Consider the following 17,693-nt stretch of genomic DNA (forward strand, 5'->3'; position numbering starts at 1 on the left):
CCGTCACCCACCCATGCGACCCGCACCAAGGAGACCAGACGATGACTGACATGCCCGCTGACATCATCCGCCAGAAACGGGTCGTGCTGTATTCGCACGATACCCTTGGGTTCGGCCATCTGCGGCGCAACATGCTGCTGGCCGGCGCGCTCAAGCGGATGGACCCCGCGCCCGATGTGCTGATGATCGCGGGCATGGCCGAGGCCGGGGCCTTCAAGCTGCCGCAGGGCGTCGACGTGCTGACCCTGCCCGCCTATGGCAAGCGTGCCGACGGCAGCTATCACGCCCGCAGCCTGGGGCTGGAGCTGAAGGACCTGGCGCGGCTGCGGTCCGACATCATCCGCGGCGCGCTCAAGGCCTACGACCCCGACCTGGTGATCGTCGACAACGTGCCGCGCGGCGCGCAGTCGGAACTGGACCGTCCCCTGGCCGCACTGCGCCAGCGGGGCCGGGCGCGGATCGTTCTGGGCCTGCGCGACGTGATCGACGCCCCCGAAACGGTGCGCGCGCAATGGCTCAAGCGGCGCAACTTCGCCGCCATCCGCGACTGGTTCGACGAGGTCTGGGTCTATGGCGACCCGAATTTCTTTGACCTGATCGAGGAATACGCCTTTGGCGATGCCTTTGCCGCCAAGGCGCATTTCCTGGGCTATCTGGACCAGCGCAAGCGGCTGGAGGGGATGGCGCCGGTCGATCTGCCGCGCGATCCCTATATCCTCTGCGCGGTGGGCGGGGGCCGCGACGGCGCGGCGCTGTGCCGGGCCTTTGCCGGGGCGACCCTGCCCGCGGGCCATCGCGGCATCATCCTGACCGGCACGCAGATGCCCGCCGCCGCCCGCGCCCAGCTGGAGGCCAGCATCGCCGCCCGGCCCGACATGGAGATCGTCGATTTCCTGGCCGAGCCGCTGCCCCTGATGCAGGGCGCCGCGCGGATCATCGCCATGGGCGGCTACAACACCGTGACCGAGGCGCTGTCGCTGCGCCGCCCCACGCTGATCGTGCCGCGCACCCGGCCCCGGCTGGAACAGCTGCTGCGCGCCGAGCGCCTGTCGGCCAAGGGCGCGATCGGGATGATCCTGCCCGAGCACCTGACCCCTGCGCGGCTGACCGCCTGGATGGCCGGGCCACCGCCCGCCGCAGGCTTGGGCCAGGACATGCTGGACATGGGCGGCCTCGAGCGCATGCAGGCCCGCGCCCGCATGCTGCTGGCCCAGCCCGCACCGCTGGAGGCCGTGGCATGAGCATCGGTTACGTCCTCAAACGCTATCCGCGGTTTTCCGAGACCTTCGTCGTGAACGAGATCCTGGCCCATGAGGCCGCGGGCCGGTCGGTCAAGATCTTCGCCCTGCGCTCGGTCGAGGAGACGCATTTCCAGAACATCATCTCGCGCGTGCGCGCCCCCGTCACCCGCATCCCCGACCGCATCAAGGGCATCGACGAGGGCTGGCCCCAGCTGGCCGCCGCCCAGGCCATCCCGGGCGCGTGGGCGCGGCTGGCCGATTTCCCCGAGGCCTCGGGCCGCGACATCCTGCAGGGCATCCGTCTGGCGCTGGAATGCCGCGCGCGCGGCGTCACGCATCTGCACGCGCATTTTGGCACCGTCGCCTCGACCGTGGCACGGATCGCGGCGCGCCTGGCCGAGACTCCCTGGTCCATGACGCTGCATGCCAAGGACATCTTCATGGATTACGCCGAGAACCGGAACCTGGCCCTCAAGATCGCCGAGGCCCCTGCGACCGTCACCGTCTCCGACTTCAACCGCCGCTATCTGGAGGACCGCTTTGGCCATCCGGTCACGCGCATCTTCAACGGGCTGGACCTGGAGGGCTTTCCCTGGACCGCGCCGCGCCCTGACGCGACCGAGATCGTGGCCGTGGGCCGCCTGGTCGAAAAGAAGGGCTTTCACATCCTGATCGAGGCGCTGCGCATGCTGCAGGCCCAGGGCCGCCCGATCCGCGCCCGCATCATCGGCGGCGGCGAGATGCAGGCCGAACTGTCGGCCCAGATCACCGATGCCGGGCTGACTGGCGTGACCCTGGCAGGCCCCCTGCCCCAGGATGCGGTGATCGCCGCCATGCGGGGCGCGGCGGTCCTGGCCTGCCCCTGCGTGGTGGGCGATGACGGCAACCGCGACGGCATGCCGACCGTCCTGCTGGAGGCGATGGCGCTTGGCTGTCCGGTCGTGGCGACGCCGGTCACGGGCATCCCCGAACTGGTGGACGGCACCACCGGCCTGCTGGCCGATGAGGGCTGCGCGGCCAGCCTGGCGCAGGCCATGGCGCGGCTGCTGGACGACCCCGACCTGCGCGCGCGCCAGTCCCGCGCAGCCCGCGCCCGGATCGAGGCCGATTACGACGTCACCCGCAGCGCCGCCGCCCTGCGCGACATCTTTGACCGGCTGGCGGCCCCGGTGCGGGGGGCCGCGTGATGCGTGTGGCCTATGTCTCGATGGACCCGGGCATCCCGGTCTTTGGCACCAAGGGCGCCTCGATCCATGTCCAGGCGATGCTGCGCGCCTTTCTGGCGATGGGGGCCGATGTCACGCTGATCTCTCCGCGCATCGCGGGGGACGCGGTCCTGCCCGTGCGCACCGTCGCCCTGCCGCTGGCCGAGGGCTGCCGCACGACGGCCCTGCTGGCCGCCAACGACACCCTGGCCACGACCTTGGCGGCCGAGGGGCCGTTCGACCTGATCTATGAACGCCACGCGCTTTACGCCCATGCGGCGATGGATCACGCGGCGGCCTATCGCATCCCCTCGGTGCTGGAGATCAACGCCCCCCTGATCGAGGAACAGTCCCGCCACCGCAGCCTGTCCCACCCGGAGGACGCCGCCCGCACCACCCGCGCCAGCCTGTCCGCCGCCCGCGCGGTCGTGGCGGTCAGCCCCGCGGTCGCCGATTATGCCCGTGCCCATGGCGCGGCGCGGGTCGCGGTCATCCCCAATGCCATCGACGCCGACCGCCAGGCTTTGCCGCATGTGCCCGGCCCCTTCACCGTCGGGTTCCTAGGTTCGCTGCGGCCCTGGCACGACATCGGCGTGCTACTGGACGCGATGGCGCTGCTGCAGGCGCGCATGCCCGCGCATCTGCTGATCATCGGCGACGGCCCCGACCGCGACCGCCTGGCCCCCCGCCTGACCGCCATCGGGGCCGAGGTGACGGGCATGGTCCCCCACACTGAGCTGCCGCGTCATCTGGCCCGGCTGGATGTGGGCGCAGCCCCCTACTCCGCGACGCAGCCCTTCTATTTCTCTCCGCTGAAGCTGTTCGACTATATGGGCGCGGCGCTGCCCATCGTGGCCAGCCGCGTGGGAGACATGGAGACACTGCTGGACCACGGCCGCCTTGGCCTGACCGTCCCGCCCGACGACGCCGCAGCCCTGGCCCGCGTACTGGAGCAGCTGGCCCAGGACGCAGCCCTGCGTGACAATCTGGGCCGCGCGGCGCGGGCGCATGTCATGGCGCATCACACCTGGGACCGCGTGGCGGCGCAGGTGCTGGATCTGGCCGGATTGCGGGTGCCGGCATGACCGGGCTGATGCGACGGTTCCGCCCCTATATGCGCGGCGAGGGGCTGGTGCTGACCGGCGGCATGACCGCCCTGATCGCCGCCACCATCATGAAGCTGCTGGAGCCCTGGCCGCTGAAATTCGTCGTCGACAGCGTGCTGCGCGTCGAACAGCCGACCGATGCGGCCACCGTCATCGCGCTGTGTGCCGCAGCCCTGATCGCCATCACGGCGGCGCGGGCGCTGTTCCAGTTCCTGGCCACGACGGTGTTTTCGCTGGTCGGCGGGCGCATCCTGACGCGGGTGCGCGCGGCACTGTTCGATCATGTCCAGCGTTTGTCCGCCGATTTCCACGAGAAATCCCGCGCGGGCGACATCACCCTGCGCCTGGTGGGCGATGTCGGCATGCTCAAGGACACGGCGGTCACCGCGACCCTGCCGCTGTTGGGCAATATCCTGGTGCTGACCGGGATGATCGGGGTGATGCTGTGGCTGGACTGGCGGCTGGCGCTGGTGGCGCTGGTGCCGCTGCCGCTTCTGTGGTGGGCCACGCGGCGGGTCAGCGCGCCCAACGCAAGCGCGAGGGCGCCATCGCCGCCACCGCCGGAGAGGCCCTGTCGGGCATGCGCGCCATCCAGGCCCTGGGGCTGGAGGGGTCGGTCAACCGCATGTTCGCGGGCGCCAATGACCGCAGCCTGACCGATGGCGTGCGCGCCGGTCGTCTGTCCGCCGCGCTGGAGCGCATGGTGGATGCGATGGTCGGCATCGCCACGGCGGCGATCCTGTGGTTCGGGGCGCATGCGGTGATCTCGGGGCGGCTGACGCCCGGAGAGATGCTGGTCTTCCTGACCTATCTGAAGAACACGTTCCGCCCGGTGCGCGAATACGCCAAGTATTCTGGCCGTCTGGCCAAGGCCGCGGCGGCGGGCGACCGGGTGTTCGACCTTCTGGATCAGGTACCCACCGTCCGCGACCGCCCCGGCGCGGTGGCGGCCCCGGCCTTTCTGGGCACGGTGCGGTTCAACGATGTGGGCTTTGCCTATGGCGGCGGCGCGCCGGTCCTGTCGGGGCTGGACCTGACCATCCCCGCGGGCCAGCGCGTCGCCGTCACCGGCCCGTCCGGCATCGGCAAATCGACGCTGCTGACGCTGCTGTTGCGGCTGCGCGATCCGGTCACGGGGTCGATCACCATCGACGGCACCGATATCGGCGCGGTCACACTGGCTTCGCTGCGCGGGCAGATCAGCTTTGTCGCGCAGGAGCCGCTGCTGTTTTCCACGACCATCGCGGAAAACATCGCCCTGGGCGCAGGCGACGTCACCCGCGCCCAGATCGAGGAGGCCGCCCGCCTGGCCGATGCGCATGGCTTTATCGCGGCCCTGCCGCAGGGCTATGACACGCTGGTGGCCGAACGGGGCGCGAATTTCTCGGCCGGGCAGCGGCAGCGGCTGGCCATCGCGCGCGCCGCCCTGCGCCCCGCGCCCCTGCTGCTGCTGGACGAGCCGACCGCCGGTCTGGACAGCACCAGCGAGGATGCCGTCGCCCGCGCCATCGACGCGCTGTCGCAGGGGCGTACCACGCTGATGGTGACCCATAACCTGTCGCTGGCCGCGCGGATGGACCGGATCATCCTGCTGTCCGACGGCCAGCTGGCCGAGGACGGCACCCATGACACGCTGCTGGCGCAGGGCGGACGCTATGCCGCGATGTGGCGACTGCAACAGGGACGGGGGGTGCGCGATGCTGCAACCGGCTGACCGCGCCATCGTCGAACGCGACCCCGCCCTGCCGGGGCTGGCGCTGCTGCTGGACCCGCAGGCGGTGGCGGCCCTGCTGGGCGCGCCGGTCGATCCGGTGCATCTGCGCTACAAGCCGGGGACCAGCTGCATGGCGACCTTTCGCATGGGCGCGGATTTCGTCACCCTGCGCGCCCTGACCCGCGCCCGGTTCGACGACGACCGCCCCAGCCCCCGCCGCGCCGCCCTGCAACGATGGCTGCCCGATCACGCCGTCATCATCCAGCCGCCCCAGGCCGACCGCCGCATCACCGCGCTGCGCAAAGGCGCCGTGCCGCAGGATGCCGTGGCGCTGCGCTTCAAGCCCGAACGGCGGCTGGTGCTGCGCCGGGGCGACACGATGATCAAGGCGATGTCCCCCGCCACCTGGGACCGCGCGCTGCGGGGTGCACAGTTCGGCGCAGGCCATGGCGGGCCGCAGGTCCTGGCGCTGGACGCCCGCCGCCACCTGATCACCACCGCCTGGCTGCCAGGGCATGGCGCCGAAACCGCCCCCGCCCCGGTCCACGCCCGCATCGGTTCGGCCCTGGCCGCCCTGCATCGCGGCACCGCCGACCTGCCGCCGCGCGCGCCCTTTGCCCCGCCCGCCGCCCTGGACGACCTGGCCGTGCTGGCGCCCGACCTGTCGGACCGCATCGACCGACTGCGCGGCGCGCTGGCGCTGCTGCGCCCGCAGGGGCCGCTGGTCTCCAGCCATGGCGATTTCAGCGCCGATCAGGTGATGATCGCGCCCGACGGCACGCTGTCCATCGTCGATTGGGACGAGGCCGGGCTGGCCCCCGCCGCCCATGACCTGGGCAGCTATCTGGCGCGGCTGGATCACGATGCACTGACCGGCACGCCCACCCGTGACCGCGCACAGGCGCTGCTGCAGGGCTATGGCCCGCCCCCGCCCGACCTGGCCGCCTATCACGCCGCGGCGCTGGCGGCCCTGGCGACCGAGGGGTTCCGCACCCGCCGCCCCGACTGGCCCGACTTAGCCCGCCGCCTGCTGGACCGCGCGCTGCAGATCGTGCCGCAGATCGACCCCATCACGGCCACCGCCGACCCCGCGCTGATGACGCGCCTGAGCGGCCAGCCCATCGCCCGCGCAGCCCTGATCCGGCACAAGCCGGGGCGGCGCGCCCTGTTCCGCTATGACGACAGGCTGATCGGCAAGATGCGCATGAAAGGTCCCGACCGGCGCACGCCCGCGCTGCATGACCGCCTGCGCGCGGCGGGCCTGGACGGCACGGGCGATACCGGCGTTCCAGCGCAGCGGGGCCGGGTCGATGCGCTGAACCTGTGGCTGCAGGACATCGCGCCCGGCCAGCTGCTGACCGGGCTGATCGCGCCGGACGGTCCCACCGCGCCGCTGGCCGCGACGGGCCGCGCGCTGGCCCGGCTGCACGCCGCAGGCGTCCCCGCCGACCGCGACTGGAGCACGGCAGATGAGGTCGCCGTCATGGACCGCGCGCTGGACACCCCTGACACCCGGGCCTTGGCCCACCATCTGGGCCGCGCGGCACTGGCCCTGCCGCCGGGACCGGTCTGTGGCATCCACCGCGACTTCTATCCCGATCAGGTGCTGATCGACGACGTCCGGGTCTGGCTGCTGGACCTGGACCTCTATGCCAGGGGCGATCCGGCCATCGACCTGGGCAACATGCTGGCGCATCTGGACGAATACGCGCTGCGCAGGGGCTGGGACTGCGCCGCGCTGGACCCCCAGGCCGCGGCCTTCATGGCCGGATACGCGACCCTGCGCCCGCTGCCCGGCCATGTGCCCCTGATGCGCGCCGTATCCCTGGCCCGCCATCTCGCCATCGCGCGCCGCTTTGACGACCGCCGCCACGTGCCGCCGCTGATCCTGCACCAGCTGGCCCGGATGGGCATGGCGCCCGCCTGACCGGGACCCGGGCACGGTCAGCGCGGAAAGCCGTTGACGAGTGACGGCGCGGTCCTCCATGGTCGCGCTGTCATCGAAAGGAGACATTATGACGGCGCGGCCTGTTCTGGTCATGGGCATCTGCGGCACGGGAAAATCGACCGTGGCCCGCGGCATCGCCGCACGCATCGGCGGCACCTTCATCGAGGCCGACCTCTATCACGACCCGTCCAGCGTGGCGCGGATGCGCGCGGGCCAGCCGCTGACCGACGACATGCGGTGGGGCTGGCTGGACCGGCTGGCAGCAGAGGTGACAGCGGCGCCCACCCGCGCGGTGCTGGCCTGTTCGGGCCTCAGCCGCGCGCATCGCGACCGGCTGCGCGCAGGGGCCGGACCGCTGGACATCGTGTTCCTGCATGGCGACCGCGCGCTGATCGCGGGGCGTATGGCGGCGCGGCCCGACCACTACATGCCGCCCAGCCTGATCGACAGCCAGCTGGCCGCGCTGCAACCCCCCGACCCCACCGCCGAAGACGCGCTGTGGGTCGACGTGGCCCTGCCGCCCGCGCAGATCATTGACCGGGCGGTGGCCGCCCTGACCGCCCCCCTGCCCTAGCGCGGGCCGCCCGCCTCCTGATGCCGTCGCGGAGCCGGGACCAGGGCCGTGACCCGAGCCGCGCAGCCATCCACCGACCTTTTCAGCCACCGCGACACCGGGCGTCATGAAGGTGTCACAAAACTGGGGCATAGCCGTCACAAACACTCTGTAAGCGGGTCGGGCAACGATCAACTCCACAGGAGACGGCACATGAAGACCCTCGGCCTCACAGCGACCGCGCTTTCGGTGATCGCCCTTTCGGCGGGCGGCGCCTTCGCTCAGTCGCGCGACCAGATCCGCATCGTCGGTTCCTCGACCGTGTTCCCCTATACCCAGGCCGTGGCCGAGGAGTTCGCGAACCAGACCGGCGCGCCTGCACCGATCGTCGAATCGACCGGTACCGGCGGCGGCATGCAGATCTTCTGCTCGGGCGTGGGCGAACAGACGCCGGACCTGACCGGCGCCTCGCGCTCGATGACCAAGTCGGAATACGACCTCTGCGTCCAGAACGGCGTCACCGACATCACCGAAGCGCTGATCGGCTATGACGGCCTGGTCATCGCGGTGGCCCGCAACAGCGAGGCCGACTGGAACCTGACGCTGGAGCAGGTCTATCTGGCCCTGGCCGCCGAGATCGTCCAGGACGGCAATCTGGTCGCCAACCCCTACACCAACTGGTCCGAAATCGACGAATCGCTGCCCAACATCGCGATCACCGTGATGGGCCCGCCGCCGACCTCGGGCACCCGCGACGCGTTCGTCGAGCTGGCCATGCATGCCGGCTGCGAAGAGAACGAGGCCGCGATGGCGCTGGCCGAGACCTCCGGCAACGATGACTGGGTCAACGAGAACTGCTCGCGCATGCGCACCGACGGTCCCTTCATCGAGGCCGGTGAGAACGACAACCTGATCGTGCAGCGTCTGAACACCGACCCGAACGCCCTGGGCATCTTCGGCTATTCGTTCCTCTACGAGAACACCGACACGCTGATCGACGTCAAGCTGAACAACGTTGACGCAGAGATCGAGACGATCGCCTCGGGTGAATACCCGCTGTCGCGCCCGCTGTACTTCTACGTCAAGGACGCGCATCGCGGCGTGATCCCGAACCTGCAGGAATTCGTGACCGAATACATGTCGGAAAACGCCCTGTCCTCGACCGGCTACCTGTCCGAGCGCGGCCTGGTCGCACTGCCCGATGACGAGCGTGGCGAGCTGCAGGCCCGCGTGACCTCGGGCGAGGGCGAGTTCTCGGTCGCCGAGTAATCACGACCCCGATGCCTGGTCCGTCCCGCCTGTGCGGGGCGGACCTTTACCGATCAAGAGGGTGCCATGACAGGTCTGGCCTTTGCCGTGCTGCTGAGTGCGGCGCTAGCAGGATACGCAATGAACCGGCGGGCGGCCCTGGCGCTGCGCAACGGCGGAGAGCGGCTGCATTCGCTCGGCTCGTTCCACGGGCTTTACGCGCTGCTGCTGGTGCTGGTGCCGGCATTCGTGGCCACCATCCTGTGGATCATGCTGGAGGGGTCGGTCATCAACGCGCTGACCCTGTCGGGCCTGCCCGACGGCATGCTGGCGGCCGCGACCAACCCGCAGCTGATCCTGACCGAGATCCAGTCCATCGCCGGTGGCCGCATCTTCGGCACCCCCGAACCCTGGAAGCTGGAGGCCGCGGACCGCATGGTCGCGCTGCGCGCCACCTCGGGCTGGCTGCTGGTCGCGGTCATCGCGGCGCTGTCGGCGGCGCTGCTCTACGTCTCGCGCCGCCAGGTCACCGCCGATTTCCGCGCCCGCCAGGCGGCCGAGCGGATCGTGATGGGCCTGATGATCACCTGCTCGCTGATCGCGGTCTTCGTGACCATCGGCATCGTGTTTTCGCTGGTCTTCGAATCGGTGCGCTTCTTCCAGATGGTGCCGCTGACCGAGTTCCTGTTCGGCACCCGGTGGGAACCGCAGATGCCGATCCGCGCCGATCAGGTCGCAGCCGAGGGCGCCTTTGGTGTGCTGCCGGTCTTTCTGGGCACGCTGGTCATCACCTTCGTCGCCATCGTCATCGCCGTGCCGGTGGGCCTGCTGTCGGCCATCTATCTGAACGAATTCGCCAGCCGCCGCTTTCGCGCGGTGGCCAAGCCGGTGCTGGAGCTGCTGGCCGGCATCCCGACCGTCGTCTACGGCTTCTTCGCGATCCTGACCGTGGCTCCGGCGCTGCGGGCCTGGGGGGCGGCGCTTGGCATCCCGGTCGCGCCGAACACCGCGCTGGCGGCGGGCGGCGTCATGGCCATCATGCTGATCCCGTTCATCTCCTCCTTTGCCGATGACGCGCTGTCGGCGGTGCCGCGGTCCTTGCGCGACGGGGCCATCGCCCTGGGCGCCACGCGGTCGGAAACGGTGCTGAACGTGCTGTTCCCGGCGGCCATTCCGGGCATCATGGGCGGCGTCCTGCTGGCCGTCAGCCGCGCCATCGGCGAGACGATGATCGTAGTGATGGCCGCGGGCCTGATCGCCACCATGAACATCAACCCGCTGGACAGCGTGACCACCATCACCGTGCAGATCGTGACGCTGCTGATCGGCGACACCGCCTTTGACAGCCCCAAGACCCTGGCGGCCTTTGCCCTGGGTCTGATGCTGTTCATCGTCACCCTGTTCATCAACATCCTCGCGCTGCGCATCGTGCGCAAATACCGCGAACAGTACGATTGAGGCGCCCGATGACCGATTTTCCCGATGACGGCCGCGGAACCAACACCACCTGGGCCTCGGACGCGTTCAAGAACCGCCTGGCCCGCCGCCACCGCAAGGAGCTGGGGCTGAAGCTGCTGGGTCTGGGCGCGCTGTGCCTGGCCTTCCTGATGCTGGGCATCCTGCTCTGGACGCTGATCTCGGGCGGGGCGCAGGCCTTCCGGCAGACGCATGTGACGCTGGACGTGCCGATCTCGGCGCAGATGGTCGATCCGGCGGACCCGGCCGCGGGCAACTATCGCGGCGTGATCGCCGAAGCGATGCAACAGACCTTCCCCGACGCCCCGCAGGAACGCATGCGCGCCCTGTCGGGCATCCTGTCGAACGCTGCGCAATTCGTTCTGCGCGACCGCGTGGTGGCCGACCCCGAGCTGATCGGCCAGGTCGTGCAGATCCGCGTGCCGGCCTCGGACACCTACGACCAGCTGAACAAGGGCAACGTCAACGAGGCCAGCGACGAATCCACCCGCCGCCTGAACGACGAGGACATCCGCGCCTTTCGCCAGCTGGAGGCCGGGGGCCGCATCACCCTGCCCTTCAACTGGGCGCTGTTCACCAATGCCGACAGCCGTTTCCCGGAACTGGCGGGCCTGCGCGGCGCGATCATCGGGTCGTTCTATGCGCTGCTGGTCTGTTTCCTGATCTCGTTCCCCCTGGGGATCGGCGCGGCGATCTACCTCGAGGAATTCGCCCCCAAGAACAAGATCAGCGACATCATCGAGGTGAACATCAACAACCTGGCCGCCGTGCCCTCGGTGGTGTTCGGTCTGCTGGGTCTGGCGGTGTTCCTGAACTGGTTCGGGATGCAGCGCTCGGCGCCCTTCGTGGGGGGCCTGGTGCTGGCGCTGATGACGCTGCCGACGATCATCATCGCGACCCGCGCGGCGCTCAAGGCGGTGCCGCCGTCCATCCGCGAGGCGGCCCTGGGCGTCGGCGCATCAAAACAGCAGGTGGTGTTCGGCCATGTCCTGCCGCTGGCCATGCCCGGCATCCTGACCGGCACCATCATCGGCCTGGCCCAGGCCCTGGGCGAGACCGCGCCGCTGTTGCTGATCGGCATGAACGCCTTTGTCACCGCCGCCCCCGGCACGCCCTTCGACGCATCGACCGCGCTGCCCACGCAGATCTTCATCTGGGCCGATAGCCCGGAACGGGGGTTCGTGGCGCGCACCTCGGCTGCTATCCTGGTGCTGCTGGGCTTTCTGGTGCTGATGAACGCCATCGCCATCTTTCTGCGCAACAGGTTCGAGCGTCGCTGGTAACCCGGCCCGTCAGGAGACATGACCATGTATGATACCAACCGACCGGAGGCTGCCGTGGGCCAGCAGGACATTAAGATTTCCGCCAGCGACGTGCAGGTGTTCTATGGCGCCAAGCAGGCCATCAAGGACCTGAACGTCGAGATCCTAGACAAGACCGTCACCGCCTTCATCGGGCCGTCGGGCTGCGGAAAATCGACCTTTCTGCGCTGCATCAACCGGATGAACGACACCGTCGACACCGCCCGCGTCGAGGGCCGCATCGCCATTGACGGCCAGAACATCTATGACCGCGGCGTGGACCCCGTGCAGCTGCGCGCCAAGGTGGGGATGGTGTTCCAGAAGCCCAACCCCTTCCCGAAATCCATCTATGACAACGTGTCCTACGGCCCCAAGATCCACGGCCTGGCCCGCGACAAGGCCCAGATGGACGAGATCGTCGAGACCGCCCTGCGCGGCGCGGCCCTGTGGAACGAGGTCAAGGACCGCTTGCACGAACCCGGCACCGGCCTGTCGGGCGGCCAGCAGCAGCGCCTGTGCATCGCCCGCGCGGTCGCCACCGCCCCCGAGGTGCTGCTGATGGACGAGCCGTGCAGCGCGCTGGACCCCATCGCCACCAGCCAGGTCGAGGAGCTGATCGAGCAGCTGCGCACCCGCTTTTCGGTGGTGATCGTGACCCATTCGATGCAGCAGGCCGCCCGCGTCAGCCAGAAGACCGCGTTCTTCCATCTGGGCAGCCTGGTGGAATACGGCGACACCAACGACATCTTCACCCGGCCGCGCGACAGCCGGACCGAGGCCTATATCTCGGGCCGCATCGGCTGATCGAAAGGACGTGACATGAACCGCGACAAGCATATCTCCTCGGCCTTCGACCGCGATCTGGAGACGATCCAGGCAATGGTCGTCAAGATGGGCGGCATGGTCGAGGCCGCGATCACCGACGCCTCCACCGCGCTGGACACCCGCGACCAGGAGCTGGCCGATCAGGTCCGCCGCAGCGACCGCGCCATCGACGCGCTGGAGGCCCAGATCAACGAGGAGGCCGCCCGCCTGATCGCGCTGCGCGCCCCCACCGCGACCGATCTGCGCATGGTGCTGGCGGTCATGAAGATCTCGGCCTCGCTGGAACGGGTCGGCGATTACGCCAAGAACATGGCCAAGCGCACCGAGGTCCTGTCCCAGATGCCGGTCATCAACGGCTCGGGGATGGCGCTTCGCCGGATGAGCCAGGCGGTCAACAAGATGCTGCAGGACGCGCTGGACAGCTATATCCGCCGCGACGCGGAGCTGGCCCAGGACGTCCGCCAGCGCGATCTGGAGGTCGACCAGATGTACAACGCGCTGTTCCGCGAGTTCCTGACCCACATGATGGAGGACCCGCGCAACATCACCCCCTGCATGCATCTGCATTTCATCGCCAAGAACGTCGAACGCATGGGCGATCACGCGACGTCCATCGCCGAACAGGTCGTCTATCTGGTCACCGGCGATCTGCCCGACGAGGCGCGGCCCAAAAGCAACAGCGTGCCGGTCGTGGCCCCCCTGGGGGAGGGCTGATCATGGCCCGTCAGGCGCCCTGCGTGCTGGTCGTCGAGGATGAGGGCGCCCAACGCGAGGTGCTGCACTACAACCTCGAGGCCGAGGGATTCGACGTCGTCATGGCCGACAACGGAGAGGACGCGCTGCTGCTGGTCGCCGAGGAACAGCCCGACCTGATCGTGCTGGACTGGATGCTGCCCAAGGTGTCGGGCATCGAGGTCTGCCGCCAGGTCAAGGCCGACCCCTCGACCCGCAACATCCCCATCATCATGCTCTCCGCGCGCAGCGAAGAGGTCGACCGCGTCCGCGGCCTGGAAACCGGCGCCGACGATTACGTCGTCAAACCCTATTCCGTGGTCGAGCTGCTGGCCCGGCTGCGCACCCAGCTGCGCCGCACCCGGCCCGCGACGATGGGCGAACGGCTGTCCTATGCCGACATCATCCTGGACGCCGCCGAACACCGGGTGTTCCGCGCGGGCCAGACGCTGCATCTGGGCCCGACCGAATTCCGCTTGCTGTCCACGCTGATGGAGAAGCCGGGCCGCGTCTGGACGCGTGAACAGCTGCTGGACCGGGTCTGGGGGCGCGACATCTATGTCGACACGCGCACCATCGACGTCCATGTCGGCCGTCTTCGCAAGGCGCTGATGCGGAACGGCGGCGACGACCCGCTGCGCACCGTCCGCGGCGTGGGATACGCCCTGGGCTGATCGGCCCTCAGTTCCCGGCGCGCAAGGCGGGCAGGCCCACGCCCGTCGCCTCGAACCCGCCATCGGCGGCCAGCACCTGGCCCGTGACATAGGACGCCTGGTCGCTGCACAGGAACGCGATGGCCTGCGCGATCTCATCCTCGCGGCCATAGCGGTTCAGCGGGATCGCGTCGTGATAGGCCGCGCGGATCGCCGGGCTGTGCACCGCCAGCGCCAGCTTGGTGTCCACCGGACCGGGGGCCACGCAATTGGCGCGGATGCCCTGCTGGCCCAGCTCGGCCGCCTGCTGCCGCGTCAGGTGGATCACCGCGGCCTTGGATGTGCCATAGGCCACCCGCAGCGTGCTGGCCCGGAGGACAGAGATCGACGCGACATTCACGATCGCGCCCCCCGTCCGCGCCAGATGCGGGACAGCCGCCTGCGAACACAGGAACACCCCGTCCAGGTTCACCGCCATGATGCGCCGCCAGATGGCCAGGTCGGTTTCCCCCATCGGGCGGAAATCGGCGATGCCCGCATTGTTGACCAGCGCGTCGATGCGCCCCGACCAGTCGACCGCCCCCGCGATCAGCGCCGCCACCTGACCGGGGTCCGACACGTCGCAGATGATGGCATGCGCGCCCGGCACGGTGGGGGCCACGCGGTCCAGTTCCTCGGCGTCGATATCGGCCAGCACCACGCGCCAGCCGCGCTCCGACAGCAGGCGGGCGGTGGCCAGGCCGATGCCGCGCGCGGCCCCGGTGATGATGGCGGTCTTGTCGGTCATGGATCGTCCTTTCGGGAATTCATCTCAGCCAGTGGATCAGCCACAGCGACATCTGCGGAAAGGCCGCGACCACGGCCAGACCGGCCAGCGTCGCCACCAGGAACGGCAGCGCGCCCCGCGCCACGCGCTCGATCGGCAGGTGGGCGACATTGGCGGCCACGAACAGGTTCACGCCGACCGGCGGGGTGATCAGCCCGATGGCCAGGTTGATCATCACCATGACACCGAACCAGACCGGGTCCCAGCCCAGTTCGCGCATGACCGGCAGCACGATGGGCAACGTGATGAACATGACCGTGATCGCATCCATGAACATGCCCGCGACCAGCAGGATCAGCATGATCACCAGCAGGATCACCCACCCGTTGTCCGACAGCGACAGCAGACCGCCGGAATAGGTGCCGACCAGATCCTCGACCGTGATGACCCATCCGAACAGCCCGGCATAGGCCACGATCAGCATGACCGTCGCCGACGACCCCGCCGCATCGGCCAGCGTGTCATAAAGCGCGCGCAGGCTGAGGCCGCGATAGATCAGCCCGCCCACCAGCAGCGCATAGACGGTGGCGACCAGGGCGGCCTCGGTCGGCGTGAAGATGCCCGAATAGATCCCGCCCAGGATCACCACCGGCGTCATCAGCCCCCAGAAGCTGTCGCGAAAGCTGCGCCACAACCGCGCGCCGTAAGGCAGGCCCGCATACGGATCGGGGATCAGCCGCTCCAGCGACCCACCCGCCCCTTTCGGCGCGATGAAGGGCAGCACCGCCAGCATGGTCAGCCCCATGAACAGCCCCGGAATGATCGCCGCCAGGAACAGCTGCGAGATCGAGACCTCGGCGATGACCCCGAACAGGACCAGCCCGATCGAGGGCGGAATGACGATCGACAACGCCGCACCCGCGCAGACCAGCCCCGCGGCATGGGCGCGGGTATAGCCGTCCTCCTCCATGCCCTTGATGATCATCGGGCCGATGGCCGCGACCGATGCCGGACCCGACCCGCTGACCGCGCCCCAGAACAGGCACACGACCGTGCCCACCACCCCCATGCCGCCGGGCAGCCCGCCCACCAGCACGCGAAAGAACCGGATCATCCGTTCCGCGATGCCGGTCGACCCCATCAGCGCGCCGGCCAGGATAAAGAACGGGATCGCAAGCAGCGAATAGCGCGCGACCCCCGCGGTGATCAGATCGCCCGCCAGCTCCAGCCCGAACCCCATCCGCCACATCGCGTACAGCGCCGACAGGCCCAGGGAAAACGCCACCGGCACGCGCAGCGCCAGCAGCGCAAAGAACAGCACGATCATCTGCGTGCCGGGACCGATATCAACCATGATCCGCCCCCGCCTGCCGGAACTCGGCCACCGCATGCTGCACGAACCGCCAGGCGATCAGCAGGAAGGCGAACGGCACCGCCGCCTGATAATACCACATCGGAATCCGCAGCGCATAGGAGGTCAGGCCGTTGCGATACAGCACCTGCACCGCCCCCCAGGCCAGCCAGGCCGATACGATCAGCAGCCCCACCGACAGGATCACCGACAGCACCACCACCGCCTGCGCCGCCCGGCGCGGCAGCATCGACACCACCGCGGTGACCGCCAGATGCTGGCCCTGCCGCGCCGCGATGGCCGCGCCGAACACGGTCAGCAGCAGGAAACCGTTGGTCAGCAGCTCCTCGGACGAGGCCAACGAATAGTTGGTCGCATAGCGCACCACCACATTCGCGAATCCCAGCAGGGTCATGCCCAGGAACAGGACGGCGCAGATCAGCCGCTCGGCCTCGCGCGACAGAAAGGACAGCATCGGCACCTCCGGCGGGGATGGGGGGCGCGCAGACCCCCCGCGTTATTGCGCCCGCGTCACTGGGCCTGCGCGATGGCATCCTGGAAGGATGCGACCAGCTCGGGGCCGACCCGCTCGGCCCATTGATCGAAGGCGGGCTGCGTCGCCTCGCGGAACGCGGCCAGCTCCTCGGGGGTGGGCTCGTGGACCTCCATCCCCTTCTCGCGCAGGAAGGCCACGCCGGTCTCGGTCCCCTCGCGGGTGATCTGGCGCTGATATTCCATCGCCTCGGCCGCGACCTCGCGCAGCATGGCCTGGGTCTCGGCGTCATAGGCGTCGTATTTCGCCTTGGAGATGCCCAGGAAGATCGGGTCATAGGAATAGTGCCAGGTCGTCAGATAGGACTGCATCTCATAGACCTGCTGCGGAATGATCACCGCGCCGATCGGGTTCTCCTGCCCGTCGACGACGCCCTGCTGCAGGGCGGTCAGCGTCTCGGTCCACTGCATCTGCTGGGGGTTGGCGCCAAGCGCGTTCATCACGTCGATATACATCGGGCCTGCCACGCGCATGTTCAGGCCCGCCATGTCGGCGGGGGTGCGGATCGGGCGGGTGTTGTTCGTGACCTCGCGGAACCCGTTCTCGCCCCAGGCCAGAACCTCGATGCCCTTGTCGCGCAGGATATCGCGCAGCGCCTCGGCCGGGCCGCCATCGGCGGTGGTGGCATCCACCTGGGCGTAATTTTCGTACATATAGGGCAGCGAGAAGACCGCCATCTCCTGCACCAGCGGCGTGACATTGATCGCCGATGTCATCACGAAATCCAGCGCGCCCCGGCCCACCATGTCGGCCTGGCGCATCTGGTCGCCGCCCGCCAACTGGGCGTTCGGAAACACGCGCAGGTCCATCTCACCATCGGTGCGCTCGGCCAGCAATTCGCCGAACCGCTCGGCCCCCTTGTGCCAGGTCGTGCCGTCGCCGGTGTTGTGCGACAGGCGCAGCGTCTCGGCCAGCGCGGCCCCCATGCCCATCGCCGACACCAAAGCCGTGGCCAGCGCCAGCCGTCCCCATCCCATCCGTGACATCGCAATCCCCTCCCGTGGAACCTGCCACCCTCCCG

At 69.3% G+C, this 17,693-nt stretch carries 17 protein-coding genes; 13 read left to right on the plus strand and 4 right to left on the minus strand.

The features are described from left to right. Nucleotides 1–41 precede the first annotated feature (41 nt). The 13 genes from ABS73_RS13845 (at nt 42) to phoB (ending at nt 14,023) form a co-directional block, all read left to right on the plus strand. Nucleotides 42–1,241 carry a glycosyltransferase family protein gene (locus tag ABS73_RS13845; RefSeq protein ID WP_277018368.1) on the plus strand — a complete coding sequence of 400 codons (1,200 nt, stop codon included), beginning with the start codon at nt 42–44 and terminating at the stop codon, nt 1,239–1,241. Next, nucleotides 1,238–2,428, plus strand: a complete 1,191-nt coding sequence (locus ABS73_RS13850) for a glycosyltransferase family 4 protein (protein ID WP_277018366.1) — start codon at nt 1,238–1,240, stop codon at nt 2,426–2,428. Before ABS73_RS13845 ends, ABS73_RS13850 begins: the two co-directional genes overlap by 4 nt. Then, the gene (locus ABS73_RS13855) at nt 2,428–3,531 is read left to right on the plus strand and encodes a glycosyltransferase family 4 protein (protein ID WP_277018364.1); all 1,104 of its coding nucleotides are present in this window, start codon (nt 2,428–2,430) and stop codon (nt 3,529–3,531) included. The genes ABS73_RS13850 and ABS73_RS13855 overlap by 1 nt, the downstream gene beginning before the upstream one ends. Further along, nucleotides 3,528–4,208: an ABC transporter transmembrane domain-containing protein gene (locus ABS73_RS13860; RefSeq protein WP_286693524.1), complete on the plus strand. Its 681-nt coding sequence runs from the start codon at nt 3,528–3,530 to the stop codon at nt 4,206–4,208. Before ABS73_RS13855 ends, ABS73_RS13860 begins: the two co-directional genes overlap by 4 nt. After that, nucleotides 4,124–5,266 carry an ABC transporter ATP-binding protein gene (locus ABS73_RS13865; protein WP_353743341.1) on the plus strand — a complete coding sequence of 381 codons (1,143 nt, stop codon included), beginning with the start codon at nt 4,124–4,126 and terminating at the stop codon, nt 5,264–5,266. The genes ABS73_RS13860 and ABS73_RS13865 overlap by 85 nt, the downstream gene beginning before the upstream one ends. Further along, nucleotides 5,250–7,193, plus strand: a complete 1,944-nt coding sequence (locus ABS73_RS13870; protein WP_277018359.1) for a phosphotransferase — start codon at nt 5,250–5,252, stop codon at nt 7,191–7,193. The genes ABS73_RS13865 and ABS73_RS13870 overlap by 17 nt, the downstream gene beginning before the upstream one ends. An 88-nt stretch (nt 7,194–7,281) precedes the next feature. Continuing rightward, the gene (locus ABS73_RS13875; RefSeq protein ID WP_277018356.1) at nt 7,282–7,788 is read left to right on the plus strand and encodes a gluconokinase; all 507 of its coding nucleotides are present in this window, start codon (nt 7,282–7,284) and stop codon (nt 7,786–7,788) included. 192 nt (nt 7,789–7,980) lie between these two features. Further along, the gene (locus ABS73_RS13880; protein WP_277018355.1) at nt 7,981–9,036 is read left to right on the plus strand and encodes a substrate-binding domain-containing protein; all 1,056 of its coding nucleotides are present in this window, start codon (nt 7,981–7,983) and stop codon (nt 9,034–9,036) included. Nucleotides 9,037–9,102: 66 nt separating this feature from the next. After that, nucleotides 9,103–10,473: a phosphate ABC transporter permease subunit PstC gene (gene pstC, locus ABS73_RS13885; RefSeq protein WP_277018354.1), complete on the plus strand. Its 1,371-nt coding sequence runs from the start codon at nt 9,103–9,105 to the stop codon at nt 10,471–10,473. Nucleotides 10,474–10,481: 8 nt separating this feature from the next. Next, nucleotides 10,482–11,774, plus strand: a complete 1,293-nt coding sequence (pstA, locus tag ABS73_RS13890) for a phosphate ABC transporter permease PstA (protein ID WP_277018353.1) — start codon at nt 10,482–10,484, stop codon at nt 11,772–11,774. Between the two features lie 24 nt (nt 11,775–11,798). Then, nucleotides 11,799–12,596: a phosphate ABC transporter ATP-binding protein PstB gene (pstB, locus tag ABS73_RS13895; RefSeq protein WP_277018383.1), complete on the plus strand. Its 798-nt coding sequence runs from the start codon at nt 11,799–11,801 to the stop codon at nt 12,594–12,596. Nucleotides 12,597–12,611: 15 nt separating this feature from the next. Beyond that, nucleotides 12,612–13,331 carry a phosphate signaling complex protein PhoU gene (phoU, locus tag ABS73_RS13900; RefSeq protein WP_277018352.1) on the plus strand — a complete coding sequence of 240 codons (720 nt, stop codon included), beginning with the start codon at nt 12,612–12,614 and terminating at the stop codon, nt 13,329–13,331. A gap of 2 nt (nt 13,332–13,333) precedes the next feature. After that, nucleotides 13,334–14,023 carry a phosphate regulon transcriptional regulator PhoB gene (phoB, locus tag ABS73_RS13905; RefSeq protein ID WP_136856520.1) on the plus strand — a complete coding sequence of 230 codons (690 nt, stop codon included), beginning with the start codon at nt 13,334–13,336 and terminating at the stop codon, nt 14,021–14,023. A 7-nt stretch (nt 14,024–14,030) separates the two neighbouring features. Here the strand turns inward: phoB and ABS73_RS13910 are convergent, their stop codons facing one another. Genes ABS73_RS13910 through ABS73_RS13925 form a run of 4 tightly spaced genes read right to left on the minus strand, consistent with a single transcriptional unit; the run spans nt 14,031 to nt 17,658 of the window. Next, a complete protein-coding gene (locus ABS73_RS13910; RefSeq protein WP_277018351.1) occupies nt 14,031–14,789 on the minus strand; it encodes an SDR family NAD(P)-dependent oxidoreductase in 759 nt (252 codons plus the stop codon). Between the two features lie 19 nt (nt 14,790–14,808). Then, a complete protein-coding gene (locus tag ABS73_RS13915; protein WP_277018349.1) occupies nt 14,809–16,122 on the minus strand; it encodes a TRAP transporter large permease in 1,314 nt (437 codons plus the stop codon). Beyond that, a complete protein-coding gene (locus tag ABS73_RS13920; RefSeq protein WP_277018348.1) occupies nt 16,115–16,594 on the minus strand; it encodes a TRAP transporter small permease in 480 nt (159 codons plus the stop codon). The genes ABS73_RS13915 and ABS73_RS13920 overlap by 8 nt, the downstream gene beginning before the upstream one ends. 56 nt (nt 16,595–16,650) lie before the next feature. Continuing rightward, nucleotides 16,651–17,658: a DctP family TRAP transporter solute-binding subunit gene (locus ABS73_RS13925; RefSeq protein WP_277018346.1), complete on the minus strand. Its 1,008-nt coding sequence runs from the start codon at nt 17,656–17,658 to the stop codon at nt 16,651–16,653. Nucleotides 17,659–17,693: the final 35 nt, after the last annotated feature.

Source organism: Paracoccus sp. SCN 68-21 (assembly GCF_001724535.1).
GTDB lineage: Bacteria > Pseudomonadota > Alphaproteobacteria > Rhodobacterales > Rhodobacteraceae > Paracoccus > Paracoccus hibiscisoli.